This window comes from Paenibacillus sp. GCM10027627, from assembly GCF_042675505.1.
Lineage (GTDB): Bacteria > Bacillota > Bacilli > Paenibacillales > Paenibacillaceae > Pristimantibacillus.
The window spans coordinates 266,507-287,594 of record NZ_JBHTHB010000003.1 but is presented as its reverse complement, the minus strand read 5'-3'; the positions used below and the strand labels follow the sequence as shown (position 1 = coordinate 287,594).

The window sequence follows — 21,088 nt, the reverse complement described above, 5'->3', positions numbered from 1 at the left end:
ACAATAAAATCAACGTGAACACAAAGGAGTGCTTTGGAATGAGAGACGCGGCGCCTTGGCAGAAACGTTACGACATGATGGGGATATCGGCGATCTTGTTCGGGCTGATCGGGCAATATTTGCTGGTCGGCAGAGCGCCGGGCATATCCATTCCGCTGTTTGTTATCGTTTTTTACGGCTTGTTTTTTTATGCGGTGAAAGGGAGAATCGGAGGATTCGACCGATGGAAGGGACAATCGAAAACGGGGTGGCTGCTGCTTGGTCCGATCGGCATGATCTCGCTGGCCTATGCTTTTTTTGACAATCATATTTTCCAATTTTTTAACTTGTTCGTTCTATTCGGCTTAATAGTCGCTCAGACGATGCTCATTACAAGAGGAGGCTCGCAGCCATGGCATCGGCTCCGATTTCTCTATGAACATATGAAACAATGGATGATTGTGCCGATGTCTCATTTGCGAGTGCCGTTTGAGATGCTGGGAGGCTGGCTGAGAATAGGCGACAACAAGACGAGAGCGGGTGCAGGCAAGGTTGGAATGGGGTTGCTCATTGCCGCTCCTATTCTAATTGTTGTTGTGCTCCTGCTTGCCTCCGCCGATGGGATTTTCAGTTCGTGGCTGAATTCCATTCCGCTTTTTATGGATGAAGACCTTTTCGGAGACGTTTTGGTTCGGGTTATATTCGGCGGATTTATTGCGTTGTATACGTTTTGCTATATATGGGGTTTGCTGTTCCGCAGCCGAAATGCTGTACATGAACAGAAGGCGCAAGCATCTGCATTCCCGCAGGCTTTTGCGTCGCCGCAAGGGGCGGTGTTGCCGGAGGTTAAGAAAAGCGGAGGGCTTGATCCCGTCACAGCGGCCACCGTATTTATTTGCATCAACGTGGTTTATGTTTTGTTTGCGGCCATTCAATTTACGTATTTGTTTGGAGCGGCGGAAGGCATTTTGCCCGAAGGGACGTATTATGCCGATTATGCCCGTCAAGGCTTTGCGGAGCTGGTCGCTATTGCGCTCCTCAATATTGGATTGTTAATAGTGGGACTGCATTACATTGAGCCGTCAGGAACGGGGATGCAGCGTTTTCGGAAGCTTTTGCTCAGCCTCCTGGTCGGATGTACGGTTGTAATGCTTATCTCCGCGTACAGTCGTCTGTCGCTTTATGAGGAAGCATATGGCTATACGCAGCTTCGGCTTCTCGTGCATGGCGTTATGATTTTGCTTGGCGTGCTGATGGCGGTTGCGCTGGTTCGCATTTGGTATCAATGGTTCTCTTTGGCGAAGGTTTATGTTGCATGTATGATTATAGCGTACGTTATAATGAACTATGTCAACTTGGATTTGCGGATTGCAAACAACAATATAGAACGGTATGAGGAAACGGGCAAAATGGATTTTGATTATTTAAGCATGTTATCCGCCGATGCGGCCCCCGCTATATTTAAGTTTCGCGAGAACTATCCAGAGCTTGGAAGGCTGGATGAGATTATAGAGGGCTACAACGATGCGGCGGAGACGAAACGCCACTGGCAATCGTGGAACTTTTCGCTTCAGCGGTTGAGAGGGGAAGGCGGTAACTGAGAGTGAAGGCTGTACCGGAAGCTGAACGGAGACAAGCGCAAAGTGACAAGCGGGGAAGTGAACCGTCAAACGGATAACGGTTCCCGATGGCAGCGGGATGCAGCAGATGGGTGCAAAGAAGAGCGAGGGGGGGGGGGGACATTATGAGCAGGACGAAACGTTGGTTTTTCATTTATATACCGGTTTCAATTGCAGTGCTTCTTCTTTTTTTGTACACGGAAAACAATTCAATCGGCACGACTGCCTATAAGTTAAGCTCGAGCAAGCTGCCCTCAGGATTTGAGAGGTATCGAATCGTCCATTTATCCGATTTGCAAAGCAAGGAGTTTGGACGGGATCAGCGGCCGCTCATCCGCAAGGTACAGAAGCTGAAGCCCGATATCATCGTCGTAACCGGCGATTTAGTCGACAGTACTCACTACAATGCGGACGCCAGCTACAAGATGATGAAGGGCGTTGCGGAGATTGCTCCCGTTTATTTTGCCAGAGGCAATCATGAATATTTTGCTCCGGACTACCCGGCACTTGAACAAAAGCTGCGGGAGGCTGGCATTCATATTTTGCAAAATGTTTCGGTAAGCTTGCCGCTTGGCGATGGAAGGATTGAGCTGGCCGGAGTGGACGATCCCGTGTTTGACCAGATTGAGGATGGGGATGTTGCTAAAATATCTAAACATCTCGATCAAGCGTTAGGCGGCTTGGAAGGCGAGGAGGCGGAGGCCTATACGGTGCTGCTGTCGCATCGGCCGGAGCTGTTTCAGGTTTATGCCGATTACGAAATCGATCTCAGTCTGGCAGGCCATGCGCATGGAGGACAATTCCGCATTCCGTTTGTAGGCGGGGTTTATTCTCCGGAACAAGGCTTCTGGCCGGACCTCTCGCAAGGTTCGCATACGTTAGGGGATAGCACCTTAATTGTTAGTCGGGGCCTCGGCAACAGCATCATTCCGCAGCGATTGTTCAATCGCCCCGAAATTGTAGTGGTCGACTTGATTGGAGAGGGATAGTTTGAGGGAGCATTGCCGTCCAATGAATTTGGAGGGTTAGCGCCATTCAGCATGAGAGCCTATGCCAGGTCGTTTAAAAAGGGCGCCGCAAAGCGGTGGAAAAGCCAATTCGTCTCTACTCTCGCATGCATATACTATTTAAAGTGTTTGCGAGATTAACGAGAAAGCGGATGATCGTATGCCAAGCTGGTGCTGCGGGGTTCGAATTGAAAGAAATGAAGGCACTATTATATTCGGAAATATTAAGCAGTATTCGCCTGTATCCAACACAGTAGCGGGGCCGATCGAAGAAAAAAAGGCGGCAAGAGAAGAACAGCTTGCCGAAAGCCAAGGCTGCCGACGTTTCAAACGGAAAAAAAGAAGACGGATAAAAAAAGGGACCCGCGGCAACGGGCAGCGGGTCAAAAGTTTATATTTTAAAAAAGGGGGTCGAGTTCTATTATATGCCCCTTTCATTAAGACGTGATGAATGTAATGTTTCATTTTCATTACAAAACATGGGTAGCCTTTCCACGATAGCCGCGTTAGCATTTTCGGATAGAAGCTGTTCCGCCCGCCGCTGGCAAAAGCGATCATTAACCATGATCTATACGATGTACAAAAAAAACCGTTCCTTTCGTAAATGGTGGATGATCATTCCATTTACGAAAGGAACGGTTTTTTTCTAAGACGGCTTACCGTACTGCTGCCGAAATCAAAAATCTATGCTGTTGGAACAACCTCATCTTTTGCATACCCCAAAAAACGTATTGAACGAAAAATAACGCTATGATATAATCAGTAGCGCGATTGACTTTTTAAAGAAAAAGAGTTATTCAGTTTTATTCCCACTTTAATTGTATACCTTTAGCTTTGATTTGTCAACGCACTTTTTTATCCCAAAAAACGGTCATAAGGAGTGTGTTCAAAGGGACATGGAACCCAAACATTGGCGGCAGGAACAGGAGCAGTTGGAACGAGTTAAAGAAAAGCTGCAGGCGAGAATCGACGAGCTGGAGCCGGAAGTAGCCGGACTGCGTAATCAAGCTGCGGACATCCGTAAGCGATTTTGGGAAGAGGTAACGATTAATACAAGCACGCAAGAGGACTTCGAAGAAACCTTCTATACGATAAACCAGCAGTCGGCCGTATTGGCTGAACGGGAGCGCGGTCAGAAGCTGATGACGCAGCAATGGAAAAACATGAATCGTTTGCTGCCGTCGCCCTATTTTGGCCGGATCGATTTTCAAGAAAAGGGGTTGGACTCCAGCGAGCGGATTTATATCGGCGTATCCTCCTTTGTGGATGAGGATGGACTAAGCTTTCTCATTTACGATTGGCGTTCGCCGATTGCAAGCATGTACTACGACTGTTCCCCAGGTCCGGCGTCCTATGAGACGCCAATCGGACAGATAGCTGGGGCGATGGAGCTGAAGCGCCAATTTCAAATCGGGAACGGACACATTCGCAGCATGTTTGACGCCAGCGATACAATTGGAGACGAATTGCTTCAGGAGGTTCTCGGTAAAGGCGCAGACTCGCAAATGAAAAACATCGTGGCCACCATCCAGAAGGAGCAAAACGCCATTATCCGCGATGACAAAAGCCGAATGCTCATTGTGCAAGGAGCGGCCGGCAGCGGCAAAACTTCCGCAGCTTTGCAGCGGGTAGCATATTTGCTGTACAAACATCGGCAGACCATTAAGGCGGATCAAATCGTGCTTTTTTCGCCGAATCCGATGTTCGCGAGTTATATTTCGACCGTTCTGCCCGAGCTTGGCGAAGAAAATATGCAGCAGACGACTTTTCAGGAGTATCTCGATCATTGGCTAGGTTCTACTCTTGCGCCGCAGGATCTTTTTGACCAAACCGAATTTGTGCTGACCGCGCAAGGAAAGACGGGATATGAGGCACGCCTGAAGGGAATCGAGTATAAGGCTTCCGAGGTTTATCTGCGGGCTTTGCAAAATTATGGAGTGTGGTTAGGGCGGGAAGGCATGCGGTTTCACGATATTTGGTATCGAGACCGCAAACTAATTGGAGCTGAGCGAATAGAGGCCCAATTTTACAGCTATGACACCGCTTTGCCCTTGTTCCATCGGATTGAATCCCTGCAACAATGGCTGTTGGATGAACTGGCTTTGCTGGAGCGGATGGAGCGCGGAGCGCCGTGGGTACAGGAGGAGCTGAGTTATCTCGACTCGGAGCAGTATGCAGACGTTTTCGGGATATTGCATAGGGATAGAGAGTTGTTTGATCTAGCAGAAAATTACGCCGTCGTTTACGAGAAATTGAGCAAGAAGCGCCGGGAGGATGAGGGAGACTTTTCTTTCGCCCAGAAGGAAGAGGAGCTGCTTCTTCGAAGGGTAGTGAAAGAAAGCTTTAAACCGCTTAGGAAAAGCGTGAAAAAATTTCAATTTGTCGATGTAAAAGGCATATACGGCCAATTGTTTGGCAACGAAGCCGATTATCGGGAAAAAACAAACGGAGCCGCCATTCCCCCGCTATGGGATGAAGTTTGCAAGCAAACGAAGGAAGCGCTGCTGCGGAATGAATTGTTCCATGAGGATGCGACTCCGTATTTGTATATGAAAGAACTGATCGAGGGAGTAAGGACAAATACGGAAATCCGGTACGTCTTCGTTGACGAAGGCCAAGATTATTCGGCGTTTCAATATGAATATTTGAAAAAGCTGTTTCCCCGTGCCCGCATGACGGTGCTAGGTGATTACGGGCAGGCGATTTTTGCGGGGGCAACAAGCTTAACTGCTTTCGATTCGCCGCTAGTCCGCCTTTATGGGGCAGAGGAAACGAAGCTGATCTCCCTTGCACGAAGCTACCGCTCAACAAAAGAGATTGTTGAATTTACGAGAGCGATGCTCGCTAATGGAGAGGAAATAAAGCCTTTTGAAAGAAGAGGTCCAAAGCCGCTTCTGATCAAAGCGGAGAACTCCGATAAGCGCAATGCGGGAATGTTGGCCGATATTGCCGCTCTTAAGGCTGAAGGCTTCGATTCCATTGCCGTCATAACCAAAACTGCCGCTGAAAGCCGGACCGTCTACGAATCGTTGCGCAATGAATGGGACGAAGCCACGCAGCTTATAACGAAGGAAACGCCAAGTTTTGAAAAAGGAGTCATGATCCTTCCCGTCTATCTGGCTAAAGGCGTCGAGTTTGACGCTGTTTTGGTTTACGACTGTTCACCTGCGTCCTATGGAAAGGAAAACGACCGAAAGCTTCTATATACGGCGTGCACTCGTGCGATGCACCGGCTCCATCTTTATACGACGAGCCATTGGTCGCCATTCGTGCAGGCATTGCCTGCGAATTTGTACGAAAGCCCGCAAGCTTGAGGGACATCCATCCATTCTAAAACAATGCTCATTGAGCGGAAAGCAGGGATTTATGTCAGCTCCTAACGGAACAAAATCAATGCAGGCAAGCGGGGAATCTTTTTCGATCAAAACGATTTTACCGCCGCTGATCGCCATCGTAGTCGGCATGATTATGGTTATTTTGGACAGCACTGTCGTCAATAATGCCATTCCGCAGCTTGTCGACTATTTCGATACCGACTTGAAGACGATTCAATGGACGATTACCGGCTATACGCTCGCTTTAGCAGCCGTTATTCCGCTTGCAGGCTGGATGACCGACAGATTCGGGGCTAAACGAATTTTTATGATTACGATTGCCTTGTTCACCTTAGGCTCCATCCTATGCGGTATCGCGCAGACGCCGGAGCAGCTCATTATTTTTCGTATCATTCAAGGATTGGGAGGCGGCATGGTAGGCCCGATTGGGATGGCCATGGTGTTTAAACTTGCGCCTCCGGAGCGCCGCGGCTCCATTATGGGCGTACTCGGCATACCGATGCTGGCGGCTCCGGCTTTCGGTCCGGTGCTTTCTGGTTGGCTCATCGATTCCGTGAGCTGGCACTGGATTTTTATGATCAATTTGCCGATTGGCATTCTCGCTCTTATTCTAGGATATAAGTATTTGCCAAAAGGAGGGCGTCAAAGGGCGCCGCATTTGGACGTCATCGGCATGTGTCTCGCTCCAATCGCTTTCTCCATGTTGGCATTCGGCGTTAGCGAAGGCGGTACCAGTTGGTCCTCGACTTCTACCCTTATAGGTTTGACGATTGGCGGTATTGCACTTGTTCTCTTTATTTTTGTGGAATTGGCGCAAAAGCAGCCGCTGCTGGAATTAAAAGCGTTCAAGTCGTCTGATTTTACACGAAGCATCATCTTGACCTGGATTGTTCAACTTGCGATGTTTGGCGCATTGCTTATCGTACCGCTTTATTTGCAAGGCGTCATGCGTTATACGGCGCTTGAAGCGGGCTGGATTATGATGCCGTATGCGTTATGCGCAAGTATCGGGATGCCTATTAGCGGCCGGCTGTATGACAAAATCGGCGCACGCCCGTTAGCGTTCGCTGGTCTAGCTACCGTAGCTGCCGCGTTGTTTATTTTGTCCGGCATATCGGTGGATACTTCACTTTGGATTTTGCTGCTGTGCCTCTGTTTGATGGGCCTTGGCATGGGCTTCTCCATGATGCCGCTTAACACGCATGTACTTAGCTCCGTGCCGCGCCATTTGGTGAGCCGGATCACACCGCTGACGACTGCCGCTCAGCAAGTTGTCGTCTCATTTGCGGCCGCGGGTTTGACGGGATATTTAACATCGCAAATTGCCCTTCATTCCGCAAGCGCAGAAGCGAACGCAAATCCATTGCAAGCCGTCGTTGCAGGGTACGGCGATACGTTTTTCCTGTCCGCGTGCCTCGTTATCGCGGGAGTGGCGCTGACTCTTTTGCTGCGCAAACCGAAGCGGCAGGAGGAGGAGGGCGCTGCCGGTGCGAGCAATCCAGATCCGGCGATGATGAGTCATTAAGGAGATTTAGGGCGATGGAATGCGATTGCGACCTTCAGCTCCTCATCTTTTATTGGGAAAAATCCTTGGTTGCCGTGAGGTCGGCCAAGGATTTTTTCTTTTGATCAGGGAGAGTTTGGACAGGCTGGAGTCATGACGATTTTGTCCCGTGGAAATGCTCCATCAACCAGTCGCGGAACGAACGCGAAGCGAGGGACAAATAACGTTTTTCCGTCCACGATAAATAGTAGGTTCTAATGCTGACGGGCTCTTCAATAGACAAGGGGCGATAGTCACAGTCCGTGTCGATTAACGATTCCAGCCAAAAAGCGACCCCGATCCCCGATTTCATCAGCTGTTTCATCGTATTTAGATCGTCGACCTCGCAAATGATATTTGGCTCGAAGCCTGCAAGCTGGCACAGTTCATCGGTCTGCTCCCGGAACGAATGCCCTTTTTTGAAACTCATAAAAGGCTCTTCGGCCACTTCGCTTAATTTAATGCTTTGCCGGTCGGCCAGCCGATGGGAGAGAGGAACGGCAAAAAATATGTTTTCGTCCACGATAGGATAGTTCACGATTCCTTTACGCTTCACCGGCGAGCATGAAATACATAGGTCGATGCCTCCGTTTTCAAGCAGCTCTTCTTTTGCCTCCCTTGTGGAAACTTGCGATACGCGAAAACGAACATCCGGGAAAGAAGCGCGGAAAGCGTTAATCGCCTCTGGAAAATAAGGCAGTGAGCTGGAATCGATCGACACCGTTCCTTTTTCCAGCCCGGCCATATCTCGAAGCTCCCGTTTCCCCTCTTCCAGCGTGTTCAGCGCTATATCCACCTTTTTCAAAAAGGCTTCTCCATATTCGTTAAGACGAATTTGTCTGCCCTCGCGGTCGAACAGGCTGACGCCCAAATCGCGCTCCAGCCGCGAAATCGTCTGGCTTAATGCAGGCTGCGTAATATAAAGCTCCTCGGCCGCTTTCGTCAAATGTTTAAGCTGCGCCACCTTTTGAAAATATTTCAGCTGAAGCAAATCCACCGATCGCCGCCCCCATTTCATAAGCTCAAACTTATGATTATATAAACTAATATACATTTAACATTATTTGTATTCAACTGTACAATTCGAAGTACGGACCGCTTCTGGCGGTGTAAAAAAGCTGTATTTGAAAAGGAGGATTGGCGGATATGGAAGATAGACGTTTATCCATCGCCAAGCAAAATCGCATCGTTTTGTTGTTTTGCTGCATGGCGCCGTTTGCCATCATGAATAGCTATATGTTAAATCTGGCTTTGCCGGAAATGGCCGCTTATTTTGGGGTGAACACATCTACAGCCGGCTGGCTGATTACGATGTCCGGCATTATTTCGGCGCTGGGCGCCCCGATTTACGGAAAGCTGGCCGATATTTACGGCGTTAAGAAGCTGGCCATATTTGGAGTTATCTTGTTTTCAGCCGGTTCGGCCATCTGTATGGTTTCGCCTTCTTTTCCACTATTAATGGTCGGCCGGGTCATTCAAGGAATAGGCGTGTCTTCCATTCCATCGCTGGCGATGCTTGTTCCGGTATTTTATGTGGATGCGGAGCGCCGGGGAAAGGCGCTAGGCACGATGGCTTCCACGATGGCACTTGCAGGAGCGGTAGGGCCGGTTGTTGGTGGAGTGATTACAGGGTATTTGCACTGGCGGTTTATGTTTCTTTTTTCAGTATTGGTTCTGGTTATGCTGCCGCTTATTATGAGATGGCTGCCTGATCAAGGAGCGAAAAAATCAGAGAAAATGGACTTCCCCGGCGCCGGACTGCTCGCGGCTTCTGTGACCGGACTTATGTTGTCCGTTACGTTGCTAAATCCGCTGCTGCTTATTGGGAGCTTGATTGGTTTTGTCATCTTTGTTATCCGTGAGAAAAAAGCAAAAAACCCGTTTGTGCCGTTGCCGTTATTTCGTTCCTCTTCGTATCGTTTCGGCTTGCTCGTGGGGGGATTAAATACGGTGATGAATTTTGGAGTATTTCTCATTACGCCGCTGCTGCTTTCCAAGGCGTATGGGCTGGAAGGACAGTGGATTGGCTTGCTGATGGCTCCGGGCGCTGTCGTTGCGGCAGTGCTGGGGAAGTATGGAGGGAAGCTGGCTGACCGAAAGGGCAATCATTACGTGCTAAGGATTGCCGCCATATTGCTCGGCATCGGTTTCCTTTCGTTATCGACCCTTGCAGGGTACGCCTATTGGGGAGTGTCCTTGAGCCTCATTTTGACGCAGGCTGGTTATATTCTGATGCAGCCCGCTACCGCTAATTGGGTGTCGGCTTCCCTAGATCGAGAGCATGCGGGGATCGGCATGGGCGTTTACAGCTTATCTAACTTTCTATCGATTGCATTAAGCGGGGCAGCTATGACGAAACTGGTGGAGTTCGACGCACTGCCCCTTGTCAATCCAATCGCCGGTTCGATGGATCAGTCAAGCATATACAGCAACCTATATCTTCTGTTTTTTGTTCTCGCCTTGTTTAACTTATATTTTGCCTACAAAATGAAAAGAAAAAGGGCGGGTAAAGAGGGATCCATTGAAATGAAAAAAACGGCAACCCAATCAAACACTTAGCGCAATAAGGCTTAAGAAGAGAAGCGGCTTTTCGTTAAAAGGACGACTGGCGCAGCCCTTTCCACAAAGCCAGCAAGCTTTCGAGCTGTAAGATGGCATCGTCCATTTCATGCGGAAATAGCTGCGCTTGTCCGCCGGGCGACTGGATAAGCTCCGCAATCGACTGGGACAATTGTTGTTGCCTCGCCAACTGATGGTTCCATTGCTCTAGCAAAGCGGCGAGGCTCGCTTCGGAAGGAGCGGAGGTGGAGCGTTCCGATGTGGCTTGCTCCGACCGCCCGGAACCCGATTCTGCCCGCCCTTCAGGCGCTCCGGATACACCAAAGGAGCCCGGTGCAGAGGCTGAGGCGGAGGGCGCTTCGCTGCTTGTTTGCAGAGGCTCCGTCTTCTGACTGGCGGTGGCGTCAGCCTTTTGGCTGGCCTCCGTCTTCTGTCCGGCGCTAGCCTCAGCCTTTTGCCGAGCCTCTGCCGCTTCAGCTCTCGCTTGCTCCGCTTTTACTCTTTCTTTACGGTTCTGCTCGTAGACCGACCATGTTTCGATTAGCCCCGGACCCGTTTTCAGCAAAAGCTTTTCTTTTGTGCTCTCCGAGATCGTTTTGTCCTTAAACAGCTTGGCTATTTTTTTCACGTCACTAACGGGAAGCTCATCTCTTGCGGCAATAAGGGCGATGGGATCGCGATGCTCCATCGGCAAGTCTTTTAATGGCATTAACTGATCTTCGGTCAGCTTGTCCTTCCGGATTTCCGTTCCGCCGACAATAAGCTTTTTGACCGCGTTGCTGAATTTCAACAGTTCGCATTTGTTTTTGATATAGTTTTCCGGCTTGCCGAGCTTGGCGGACAAAAATTTGATCGAGCTGCGGAACCGGTTATCGTTCATCAGCTTGTCGAACGCTTCCGCTTCCTCAATTGGCGAAAAGCCTTCGCGAGTTAAGTTTTCCGCAATTTGCTCCAAATAAATATCCATCTCGTTCGTTAGATCGGAGACGATGCAAGGGATGGCATGAAGGCCCAGTCTTTGGCTTGCTTTGTAGCGGCGATTGCCGTATATGATTTTGTAGCGGCCGTTGTCCGCTGTTCTTACTTTAATGGGGGAAAGCAGCCCCAGTTCCTCTATGCTTCGCATAAGCTCCTGCAGCGCTTCTTCGTCGAACTGGTATCTTGGCTGATCCTTATCTTCATCGATAAGCGCCAAAGGCAATTGTATGATATCCATTCCGATTCTCCTATTCATTCTTTGTTTAAGTGGAACGAACCTAATTATATAACAGGTTGGACATGTCATGTAGAAAATAAAGTAAAAATAAGATGATGCTCGATTTGTCCATTTACTTAATTTTACCAACCGACGCGGAAGATATTTATGGCGCTTTGTAGAATAATATCAGCAAATCATGGCGGGGGTGGACGAATTTGTCGCATCGGAATCGGAAAGGAATTTGGGCCGCCGCTATCGCCGTTTGTTTGCTTGCAGTCGCCGTGTATTGGGGCTGGAGAAGCAGCTATTCCGGTGTTCAACTGCCGCCGGCGGAGCCGTTGCCGCAGCTTGAGTCCAAGGAAACACTAAGGGAACAATACGACGTCATTGTCGCCGGGACCGATCCCGAAGGCGTTGCGGCAGCGGTGTCGGCGGCGCGAAATGGACTGAAAGTTTTGCTTGTAGACGGGAAACAGCGAGATCGGCTTGGCGGACTTATTACTTTAGGATGGTTGAATTCGCTTGATTTGAATTATTCTCCGGCCAAATCGCTTGTGCCTGGCAAACATGCTTTTTTAAATAAAGGGATTTTTCAGGAATGGTACGATGAACTGGAGGGGACCTCAATCGATGTTCAGACGGCAGCGGCCCAGTTTCACCGGCTGGTGGAGGCCGAGCCTAATATCGATCTTCTGGTGAAGGTGCAATCGATGAGACCCAAAATGGATGGGCACACCGTTGTCGGCATGGATATTGTGGATAAAGAGGGGCTTCATCGAGAGGCGGTAGCCAAAGCGATTATAGATGCTACACAAGATGCCGATGTGGCCGCTTTGGCGGGCGTACCTTTTACGACGGGACGCGAAGATTTGGGGCAGCCGGATGCGCGGATGGCGGTAACGCTAGTATTCAAGCTTAGCGGAGTAACGGAGGAGATTTGGCGTTCTTTCGGCAAACGGGAAGATACGGGCATAGACAAGATGAGCGCATGGGGCTTTTTGGACGCTAAGTTGTACGAGTCCTCCGATCCGAAGCGGGTTGGCATGCGCGGGCTCAATATCGGGCGGCAAAATGACGGCACTATTTTGATCAATGCCATGCATTTGTTTGGGATCGATCCTTTGGACCCGGCATCAGTGAAGGAAGGCTACGAGATCGGAGAGCGGGAGGCGCCGCGCATCACAGCATTTCTAAAGGGCAAATTTAAAGAGCTGGAGAAGCTGGAATATGCGGGCGTAGCTCCGGAGCTGTATATCCGGGAGTCCCGTCATATGGTTGGGGAATACCGGCTGTCGATGGCTGATTTGATGCAAAATAAAGATTTTTGGGACGCGATCGCTTATGGCTCCTATGATGTCGACATTCAGAGGTTAGGCGTGGACGATTCAGGTTCGATTATGATGTCCCCGCTGCAATACGGTGTTCCTTTCCGCGCTTTGGTGCCGAAGCAAATAGACGGCTTGCTTGTCGTTGGCCGCTCCGCCAGCTTTGATTCGCTTCCCCATGGCAGCGCTCGTGTTATACCGCTTGGGATGGCGACCGGGGAAGCGGCTGGAGCGGCAGTAAAGCTGGCTATATCGGAGGGGATTTCGCTTAGAGAATTGTCCCGTTCGGAACAGAAAATCGTCGCTTTGCGCATGATGCTGACGAAGCAAGGCATGGACCTAGACATGCATGTCAAAAGCAAGCCGCATTATACGAAACATAAGGCGTACAAAGGGTTGTTAGCTGCCGTGAGCATGAATATGACGATCGGCGGCTACGGCAACAATAAATGGGATTTAAACGGAGCGGCGGATGAAGCTCAATTTCTCAATATGATGCAAAAGCTTCGGGAGTCGCATCCGGGTCATTTTCAGGGCAGTCCGGGAGCGACAAAGCTGGTGAATAAAGAAGGAAGGCTGCTCTCTTTGGATAAAGCGGCGTATGCCCTTTGTGCCATGACGGGGATAAGGACGAGTGAGGAGACGGCTGTAGGAGAACTGCTCCAGCGCGGTTGGATTTCGAAATCGAGCGTAGCGGAAATTAAAAACACCAATTCGTTGACGAATGGAGATACGTTTATGCTCATTCGCGACATTACGGAATTTTACGCCGGGGAGAAATATGAATAAAGGGGAAGGAGCTGCCATCAGCGCGCCGTCATTACGGCCTGCCGGGGCAGCTCCTTCTGTTTGTTAAAAGCTTTTTGGGTGCGATAGTTCCAAAGCCGTTATTTAAAAAAGCTTTCGAACGCTTTTTTGACGGCTTCCTGATCATGGGAGATGGAAAGCAGCACATAGTTGCCGTTGCGTAAAATTTGATAATTTTTAGCGTCCTCATATTGGTCCGGCAAATATCTTGAGAAAATATCAATAATGTCTTCGGCCCGCTTCGTCAGTCCTTCTTTGACGGCATCGTAATGTTTCTCGGATTTAAGCTTGACGACTACGAGTTCCGTCGCTTTTGTATTCATCATCGCTTGATTGAAGCTGCCTTCGGATATGTAGTCGCTCGCTTTGAAATAATACCAATCCTCTACCGCATCGCCTGTAACGGAGAGAAGCGCGGGGAGTTGAACATCCGCTAAAATTTTGTCTACGATATCCGACGTTTTGATTGCGCCCTCCGGATCCGGCTTAGGAGTCGGCTTTGGTTTTTCGCTCGGCTTAGTCGACGGTTTTACGCTAGGCTTTTCACTTGGCTTGGCGCTCGGCTTGCCTGCGGCCGGTTTGTCGGTCGGTTTTGGCTTGGCGGCAGGAGGTTTTTCGGACGGTTTCGCGGTCGGTTTTTTGGACGGCTCCGTTGTCGGTTTCTCCGACGGCTTGACGGCGGGTTTGTCCGTCGCTGCGGCTGACTCCGAAGGCGCTGCGCTTGGCTCTGCACTCGCTTCTGGCGTAGCCGAGGGTTCGGCAGTCGCGGAAGCGGAAGGCGAAACGGTCGCTTCCGGGGATCCGGACGGCTCGGTGCTTGTGCCCGCGCTAGCGCTTGGGGCTGCGCTGCTCTCTGCGTCCGAACCTTTGCCGTTAGAACAGCCTGCGGCAAACAAGGACAACGCGATGGTCAGAGCGGTCATTGTTTTGAAAAGCTTCTTGTTGTTGATCATGCTCGTCTCTCCTTAATCTCATGAAGTCGAATCACTAGACGGCCTCCTCCGTTCAAAGGTTGCAGGTCATCTTGCGTTTGCAGCGAGGCTCAATCCAATTTTTCCAATCCTTTGTAGGCGAAATGATTTGTTGGTCCGTGCCCTTTGCCAAAGCCTAGACTGTGCTCGATCGCCGCTTGAATAAAAGCTTTGGCCGTATGCATAGCCTCAAGAAGAGAAGCGCCTTTGGCAAGCTCGGCCGCAACCGCCGCTGAAAACGTACATCCCGTCCCATGGGTATGCGCCGTATCGATCCGTTTGCTTTCTACGTAGTAATAGCGGCTTCCGTCATAAAGCAAATCGACCGCGGAGTCTTTTGTTGAGCTGTCATGGCCCCCCTTCAAAATGACGCCGCCCGTCCCCATCTGCAGCAGCCGTTTGGCAGCCTCTTCGCGATCGCTTAAGGTGGCGATGCTCATCCCCGCCAATAGTTCCGCTTCCGGGAGATTGGGCGTAATGACGGCGGATAGAGGCAGGAGATGGTCAATAAGGGCGGATAATGCTTTGCTCGCCAGCAGTGAAGTTCCCCCTTTGGCGATCATGACAGGATCGATGACGATGTTTCGCCATCCGAATTTGGCGGCGGCATCAGCGACGGTTTCGATTACTTCCGCATCGACCAGCATTCCCGTTTTTACGGCATCGGGAGGAAGATCGTCTCCGATAGCGTTAAGCTGCGCGGCGACGGCCGAAGCCCCGGCAGGGAAAACGGCGTGAACGCCTAGCGTATTTTGGGCGGTAATGGCAGTAACGGCGGACATTCCGTAGACGCCAAGCTCTTGAAAGGTTTTGAGATCGGCTTGTATGCCCGCTCCTCCGCCGCTGTCCGAACCTGCAATCGTAAGCGCCTTGCGAATCGTTGTTGTCCCCTGCATCGCGTATCCTCCTTATTTCGTCCGTTTAAAAGATTTATGCATATGTACAGCGTATTTTCATACACGACATTCGTCTCGTCCCAGCTTCTTTATCATTGTAGCAGGAGAAGGCGCCAAGAAGGGGTTATTTTCGCCAAGGGGAGGAAAGGTTGATTCGTTGCCGCGATTTTGATAGTTTGGAAGAACAAATGTAACTAGAGGGGAATGGATGAGACATGGCGATGGAAATCGAAAAAAAATATTTGCTGCCGCAATATCCTGAACATTTGATCGCAGAAGGGGAACTGGTTGTGCGGTCCGAGCAGCGAATTGAACAGACTTATTTGGCTATGGACGATAATGAGGAGCTGCGCATTCGCCGGATCGAAGATTTAACGACGGGAGAAATCAGCTACACGCATACTTTTAAAAAGGGAAATGGATTGGTGCGCGAAGAGGTGGAATATGGGGTGTCGGAGGGGATTTACAGTCAGGTGGCGTCCGCCTTCGGGTATGAGCCGTTGACCAAAAACCGGATAACGGCGTTGTGGCAAGGAAGAACCGTCGAAATCGACTTATACGATCAAGTGCAGCTGGCTGTGCTCGAAGTGGAGTTCGAATCGGTTGAAGAAGCCCATTCGTTTGCCGCTCCGCCATGGTTCGGCCAAGATATAAGCTCGGAGAAGCAATACAGCAACAAGACCGTATGGAAGCAGCTGCAAGGCGGGAAGTGGAAAGGGTGAAGGAAGGGCAATGTCGATTCATGAGCCGGGAGGTTTTTTAAGAAAAATAGCTCTGCTGCGGGACGAGGTGCCTTCATTCGAGCAGTATCCGTTCAGCCTGCAAGCGGTTCGGGAACTGGAGGAGCTTAGCTTTCATCCAAAGGTGACGTACATCGTCGGGGAAAATGGGACGGGAAAGTCGACGCTAATGGAAGCGATCGCGGTCGCTTTGGGGTTCAACGCCGAAGGCGGGACGATCAACTTCTCCTTCCAGACGGAAGAGACGCATTCTGATTTACATCAATATATCAAGCCGGTAAGGGGAACCAAAAGGCCGAAGGACGGTTTTTTCTTCCGAGCGGAGAGCTATTATAACTTGGCAACCAATATTGACGAGATGGACCGCGAATTCGCATTTGGCCCTCCAATTATCACTTCCTATGGCGGCAAATCGCTGCATAAGCAATCGCATGGAGAATCGTTTTTTGCTACGTTTCTGCATCGGTTTGGCGGGAAGGGGCTGTACCTGCTGGACGAGCCGGAGGCGGCGTTGTCTCCGTCGCGGCAAATGGCTTTTCTGGCAAGAATGCATGATTTGATTCGGGACGATTCGCAATTTATTATAGCGACGCATTCGCCCATCATGCTCGCTTATCCGGAATCGGTCATCTATGAGCTAACACCGTCCGGAATTCGGACGACGACTTGGGAGGAGACGGATCATGTCGCCGTCACCAGACAATTTTTAAATCATCGCGAACGGCTGCTGCAGCAATTGCTCGGCGATGATGAGGAGGAATAGGCTGGTGAGGAATGCGCCGCCTATAGGGAAGGCCGGTTAAGCGAGGGGATGCCCTCTTTGCTTAACCGGCCTTTTTTGCAATGAAGCTGCTCTACTAGCTCATATCGGGTTAGTCCACTGCCAATTCCTATTTTCCCGTTAGCGATTTAAGCTCGTTATAGAGAGCTTTTGTTGTTGCGGAATCCTCATCATTGTATACGACATATTGCTCTTTCAGCTTAATGAGTATGAAGGGAGGAGCCTTTTTGAACACGTACAGCTTCGCAGGACCTAGCTCGGTCAGCTTAAAGCTGCCTCTGGCATACGCGGAGGTCGCTATTCCGTTTTGGCGAAAGCCAGTCGGAACGGTGTCCTCCAGCGTAATCTCAAGCACGTCTTCCCGCTTGAAGCTAATAGCGTATTCCGTGTTTTCAATGCTGACTATGCCACTCTCCCCGTTAATTTGCATCGTGGGCGGAGTCGAGTCCGCACGGACGATCATGGCTGCGGCTGGAATCGTAACGGCTGCGGCAAACACGATGGTCCCAGCAAGCACTGCTTTGCCGCCTTTGGTCGCCATGTTGAGCGCTCGACCGATGCCTACGCGCTTTGGCACCATAATGGACGTATCGGCCGGATTAAAATAATGCAACCCATGCCGCCAATGCAGGTCGTTGTCCGCATAATAGCCTTTGCCGTCGGTGCCGCCATATCGGTATTCCAAGTCCCGGATCCGGTTATGAACAAAATAAATGCCGAGCATTGGCACAACGGAAACCATCGCGATGCCGCCGAGCCATAGATTGGCGTTGATCATCGTTCCTTCGGACAGCAGCCTGTACGCGATAAAGGCGTTTATCACTTCGAAGATGGCGAGCAGCAGCCAAAAAATGGACCAGTACCATCTTGCCGCATTGCGGATGGCCTCGTTCGGCACGGGGTTCCGGCTGTATGCGCGCGGCTTTCCGTGTGTAAACGTTAAGGAAATGAGCAGCGTCACTCCTGTCATAAGCAACGCTGCGATTCCTGTCAGTCGAAGCAGCGGGCTTCCGTTTTGAATGGACAGCACGATAAACGGAACACACAATAGAGCCGGAACGGCAAACCAATACGGGGACCACGGCCACATCGCCATGTAATGGGCAAGCTCCTTTTCGATAGAGACGTACCGCTTTTCCCCGACAAACCATCCTTGCTCCCGCTTTAACTTGACTGTCTTGTGATGGATTCGTTTAAATGGTACTGTTGAGGTGTAGATGAGCATGATGAGCCACAGCAAGAAATAAAACAAGGCCAGCGCTACAAACTCGCCCATCCAAAGCATAGGGAGCAGAGCTGCAAGCGCGAAAGCGCCGTACCAAAGATAGCTTTTGCGGTATTCCGCCCGAAGCGCGGCAAGCCGCTTGTCGGCCATCGCTTCCTTCGGCAAAGTTACGCCGAACCAGATGCCGCCTCTCGCATCCGATTGTCTCCAATACTGTGCCAGGATGGCGATATAGGCCATGATAGACGGAATAAATAAGATCCAATTATTCAAATGTTGTACCTCCCGAATTGATAGGCTTGGCATTAACGCCCAATATAATATACTAGATTTGCTTTTGTCAAAACTAAAGGAGCTGCAAACGAAATGATACGATTTGGCTTTATTGGCACAAACTGGATTACAGACCGCTTTCTTGCGGCCGCCCAGCTTCATGAAGCTTTCCAACTGTCAGCGGTTTATTCCCGAACGGAGCAGACTGCTCGCGAATTTGCGGAAAAATATGAAGTTCCCCATCGGTACACCGATTTGGAGGAAATGTTTAAAAGCGGAGAAATTGACGCCGTTTATATCGCAAGCCCGAACAGCTTCCATGCGGCTCACGCCATTGCGGCGATGAATAACGGCATTCATGTGCTGTGCGAGAAGCCGATTGCGTCCAATGCCCGGGAGCTAAGAGAGATGATAGAAACGGCGAAGCGGACGGACACGCTGTTGATGGAAGCCGTCAAATCGACGCTTATGCCAGGTTTTGGAGCCATGAAGGACAACTTGGAGCGAATCGGCCCGGTTCGCCGTTATTTTGCGGGTTTCTGCCAATATTCATCGCGCTATGACTCGTACAAAGAAGGCGTCATTTTGAATACGTTTAAGCCGGAATTGTCAAACGGTTCTCTGATGGATATCGGCATTTATTGTATTTATCCGGCGGTGGCGCTGTTTGGAAGGCCGCAGAGCGTCAAGGCGCAGGGCTTCCTGTTGGAAACCGGCGTTGACGGGGAAGGAAGCGTTGTGCTCGGCTATGAGTCGATGGAAGCGGTGACGATCCATTCCAAAATAACGAATTCCTCTCTTCCGAACGAAATTCAAGGTGAAAAAGGCAGCTTGGTCATTCAAAAAATTAGCGAGCCGAACCGCATCGAGCTTCAAATGAGAGACGGTCATACGGAGGACGTGTCGAGGCCGACGATCGAGCAGACGATGTATTATGAGCTGGATGAATTTATTACGCTGCTAAAAGAAGGGCGCCGGGAGTCGGCCGTCAATACACATGAAGTGTCCCTGATTACGATGGAAATTTTGGATGAGGCGCGCCGTCAAGTCGGCATCCGTTATCCGGCGGACGAAGTTTAAAAATATTTTTTCTAAAAATATATGTAACTATTTTCCAAGTAATGGCGTCTTATAATTGAGGTTTGTTTGTATTTAGGCTGCTTGACCCCAGTTAAATAAAGGGTCTTCCGTCTTTTTCAACAAACCATAACGTTGAGTGTTCTTTACTTTGTTAGAGTAAAGCAAACAACTTAGAGTGAAAAATATTACAAATTATGCTTTATTCATATCAAAAGTAAGAGCTTCTCAACTGGAAAGGAGAGATGCTCTTACTTTTTTTTGTGCTGCAAAATTAACAACAGCTGTATTGGATTTACTTAAACCATATTTGTAATGAGCCGACGGTTAAATACTTGCAATTGTTCATATTTAACATGAACGGGGAGGGGCATAACGATGAAAAAAATGTGGGTAACGGTCATTTTAATCGCTTTAATGGTGTTCCAAACTACTGTGTTTGCACAGAACGATAGTTTAGGAGAGAGCAGCAAAGAGATTGGGAGCGAGCTTCCATTAGATCCTAAACAACAAAACCAATTGAAGTATGAGAAGCAATATTTGGATTCCATTTTTACTATTGTTGAAAAGTATTTTGGCGACACGGAAGGGTTTCATAGCTACGGAGAAATTTATATTGATAATGAGGCGGAGTTTAAATTTGTAGTAGCCGTAGCGAAATGGGACGATACAGTTGCATCGTTTATAAACGATTTAAAACAGGTTGTTCCTGCACATTTGCTGTCTGTGGAAAATGTGAAATATTCAAAGGGAGACCTTATTGCGCTTCAAGAGAGCATTCTTGCAAAGTTAAAGAGCAGTCATCCTAATTTTTCTAGTTTGAATGCTGTAGTCAACTCTAGCATAAAGGATCAAAAAGTTATCCTTTCAATTACTCAGCCTGTAATGTTTAAGCAGGAAGACTCAATCTCCGGCTTGCTTGCGGAATACGGGGGGCTGCTGAAAGTGGAAGCAGGCGTAAAGAGTGAGCCGGCAAAACTTAGAACCGATGAATTTACTGCTTTGGGCGGCGGCATACAAATCACTTCGCCCGGCTGTAGTACGACTGGCACAGCTACGAAAGACACTAGAGAGTTTTTAATTACGGCAGGCCACTGCTTGACCAATATAGGCGGTACAGCGTATCAAGGTGGAGCCAACATTGGAACGCAGCACTATTCGGCGTACACGAACGGAGGCACCGATGTTGGAATCATTCTGTTGACCAACAAAAACAAAAAAATTACTAATCAGTATTATTACAATAATGTTCTCAATGCAGAATATGGGAATAAATATACGACCACGTCAAACGTATTGGCGAATCAGCTGCTATGCAAGTCAGGCAACACAACGAATGTCACATGCGGAAATGTAAGCAATACGAACGGCAGCGTTACTTATGGCAGTATTACTCTTTCTAATATTATTGTTATATACAAAGCAACTGGAGGAGTTGTGGACGGCGGCGACAGCGGGGGCATTGTATTTGACGCTTATACGACAACTAGATTAGTAGGGATTGTATCCGGCAAATCTTTGGCAACCGACACTCAACCTGACGGTGCTTGGGGATATATAACTAAAATCGGCCCTGCACTAACCGCCGCAGGGAATGTTACTTTGTATACTAGCGATACATTAAAAAATGTTGATCCAGTAAACTAATTCAGAAATTAGCGTAGTTTGGCTTAAGCTGGCATCGGTCTTCGTGGATGCCAGCTTTTTGCATTATTGCATTGCCAAGCACCCTTGCAGCTCTCATGGGATTCAT

Annotated in this window: 16 protein-coding genes; 11 read left to right on the top strand and 5 right to left on the bottom strand. The window is 49.5% G+C overall.

Translation table 11 applies throughout. The annotated features are described in order from the left end of the window. The first annotated feature begins 38 nt into the window (after positions 1-38). The 5 genes from ACFQZE_RS13130 to ACFQZE_RS13110 all read left to right on the top strand — a co-directional run bounded on the left by ACFQZE_RS13130 (position 39) and on the right by ACFQZE_RS13110 (position 7,465). Complete coding sequence (locus tag ACFQZE_RS13130; protein WP_379357591.1) at positions 39-1,580, top strand: DUF4153 domain-containing protein; 1,542 nt, start codon at positions 39-41, stop codon at positions 1,578-1,580. A 143-nt stretch (positions 1,581-1,723) separates the two neighbouring features. Beyond that, complete coding sequence (locus ACFQZE_RS13125; RefSeq protein ID WP_379357589.1) at positions 1,724-2,587, top strand: metallophosphoesterase; 864 nt, start codon at positions 1,724-1,726, stop codon at positions 2,585-2,587. 178 nt (positions 2,588-2,765) lie between these two features. Continuing rightward, positions 2,766-3,053 (top strand): hypothetical protein, encoded by a 288-nt coding sequence (locus ACFQZE_RS13120; RefSeq protein WP_379357587.1) that lies wholly within the window; start codon positions 2,766-2,768, stop codon positions 3,051-3,053. Positions 3,054-3,501: 448 nt separating this feature from the next. Further along, positions 3,502-5,919: an RNA polymerase recycling motor HelD gene (helD, locus tag ACFQZE_RS13115; protein ID WP_379357585.1), complete on the top strand. Its 2,418-nt coding sequence runs from the start codon at positions 3,502-3,504 to the stop codon at positions 5,917-5,919. 52 nt (positions 5,920-5,971) lie between these two features. Beyond that, complete coding sequence (locus tag ACFQZE_RS13110) at positions 5,972-7,465, top strand: MDR family MFS transporter (protein WP_379357582.1); 1,494 nt, start codon at positions 5,972-5,974, stop codon at positions 7,463-7,465. 130 nt (positions 7,466-7,595) lie between these two features. Here ACFQZE_RS13110 and ACFQZE_RS13105 read toward each other — a convergent pair whose 3' ends face one another. Next, complete coding sequence (locus tag ACFQZE_RS13105; protein WP_379357580.1) at positions 7,596-8,480, bottom strand: LysR family transcriptional regulator; 885 nt, start codon at positions 8,478-8,480, stop codon at positions 7,596-7,598. Positions 8,481-8,629: 149 nt separating this feature from the next. Here ACFQZE_RS13105 and ACFQZE_RS13100 point away from each other — a divergent pair, with 149 nt between their 5' ends. Beyond that, a complete protein-coding gene (locus ACFQZE_RS13100) occupies positions 8,630-10,042 on the top strand; it encodes an MFS transporter (RefSeq protein WP_379357578.1) in 1,413 nt (470 codons plus the stop codon). A 34-nt stretch (positions 10,043-10,076) separates the two neighbouring features. Here ACFQZE_RS13100 and ACFQZE_RS13095 read toward each other — a convergent pair whose 3' ends face one another. Then, positions 10,077-11,258: a ParB/RepB/Spo0J family partition protein gene (locus ACFQZE_RS13095; protein ID WP_379357576.1), complete on the bottom strand. Its 1,182-nt coding sequence runs from the start codon at positions 11,256-11,258 to the stop codon at positions 10,077-10,079. A 197-nt stretch (positions 11,259-11,455) separates the two neighbouring features. Here ACFQZE_RS13095 and ACFQZE_RS13090 point away from each other — a divergent pair, with 197 nt between their 5' ends. Beyond that, positions 11,456-13,354, top strand: coding sequence for an FAD-dependent oxidoreductase (locus ACFQZE_RS13090; protein ID WP_379357574.1), 1,899 nt, complete (start codon positions 11,456-11,458; stop codon positions 13,352-13,354). Positions 13,355-13,452: 98 nt separating this feature from the next. Here the strand turns inward: ACFQZE_RS13090 and ACFQZE_RS13085 are convergent, their stop codons facing one another. Continuing rightward, complete coding sequence (locus tag ACFQZE_RS13085; protein ID WP_379357572.1) at positions 13,453-14,325, bottom strand: DUF4358 domain-containing protein; 873 nt, start codon at positions 14,323-14,325, stop codon at positions 13,453-13,455. A gap of 89 nt (positions 14,326-14,414) precedes the next feature. After that, on the bottom strand, positions 14,415-15,239 hold the full coding sequence (thiD, locus tag ACFQZE_RS13080; protein WP_379357570.1) for a bifunctional hydroxymethylpyrimidine kinase/phosphomethylpyrimidine kinase: 825 nt from the start codon (positions 15,237-15,239) through the stop codon (positions 14,415-14,417). 215 nt (positions 15,240-15,454) lie between these two features. Here thiD and ACFQZE_RS13075 point away from each other — a divergent pair, with 215 nt between their 5' ends. Together ACFQZE_RS13075 and ACFQZE_RS13070 are read left to right on the top strand one after the other, a co-directional pair. Further along, positions 15,455-15,961, top strand: a complete 507-nt coding sequence (locus ACFQZE_RS13075; protein ID WP_379357568.1) for a CYTH domain-containing protein — start codon at positions 15,455-15,457, stop codon at positions 15,959-15,961. A gap of 10 nt (positions 15,962-15,971) precedes the next feature. Continuing rightward, entirely contained in the window at positions 15,972-16,742 is a 771-nt protein-coding gene (locus ACFQZE_RS13070) for an AAA family ATPase (protein ID WP_379357566.1), read from the top strand. A 127-nt stretch (positions 16,743-16,869) separates the two neighbouring features. Here the strand turns inward: ACFQZE_RS13070 and ACFQZE_RS13065 are convergent, their stop codons facing one another. Beyond that, positions 16,870-18,258 carry a DUF5808 domain-containing protein gene (locus ACFQZE_RS13065; RefSeq protein WP_379357563.1) on the bottom strand — a complete coding sequence of 463 codons (1,389 nt, stop codon included), beginning with the start codon at positions 18,256-18,258 and terminating at the stop codon, positions 16,870-16,872. A 93-nt stretch (positions 18,259-18,351) separates the two neighbouring features. On the opposite strand from ACFQZE_RS13065, the gene ACFQZE_RS13060 reads away from it, so the two are divergent. Both ACFQZE_RS13060 and ACFQZE_RS13055 read left to right on the top strand, forming a co-directional pair. Beyond that, positions 18,352-19,338 (top strand): Gfo/Idh/MocA family protein, encoded by a 987-nt coding sequence (locus ACFQZE_RS13060; RefSeq protein ID WP_379357560.1) that lies wholly within the window; start codon positions 18,352-18,354, stop codon positions 19,336-19,338. Between the two features lie 375 nt (positions 19,339-19,713). Continuing rightward, the gene (locus ACFQZE_RS13055; RefSeq protein ID WP_379357558.1) at positions 19,714-20,982 is read left to right on the top strand and encodes a S1 family peptidase; all 1,269 of its coding nucleotides are present in this window, start codon (positions 19,714-19,716) and stop codon (positions 20,980-20,982) included. The last annotated feature ends 106 nt before the right edge of the window (positions 20,983-21,088 follow it).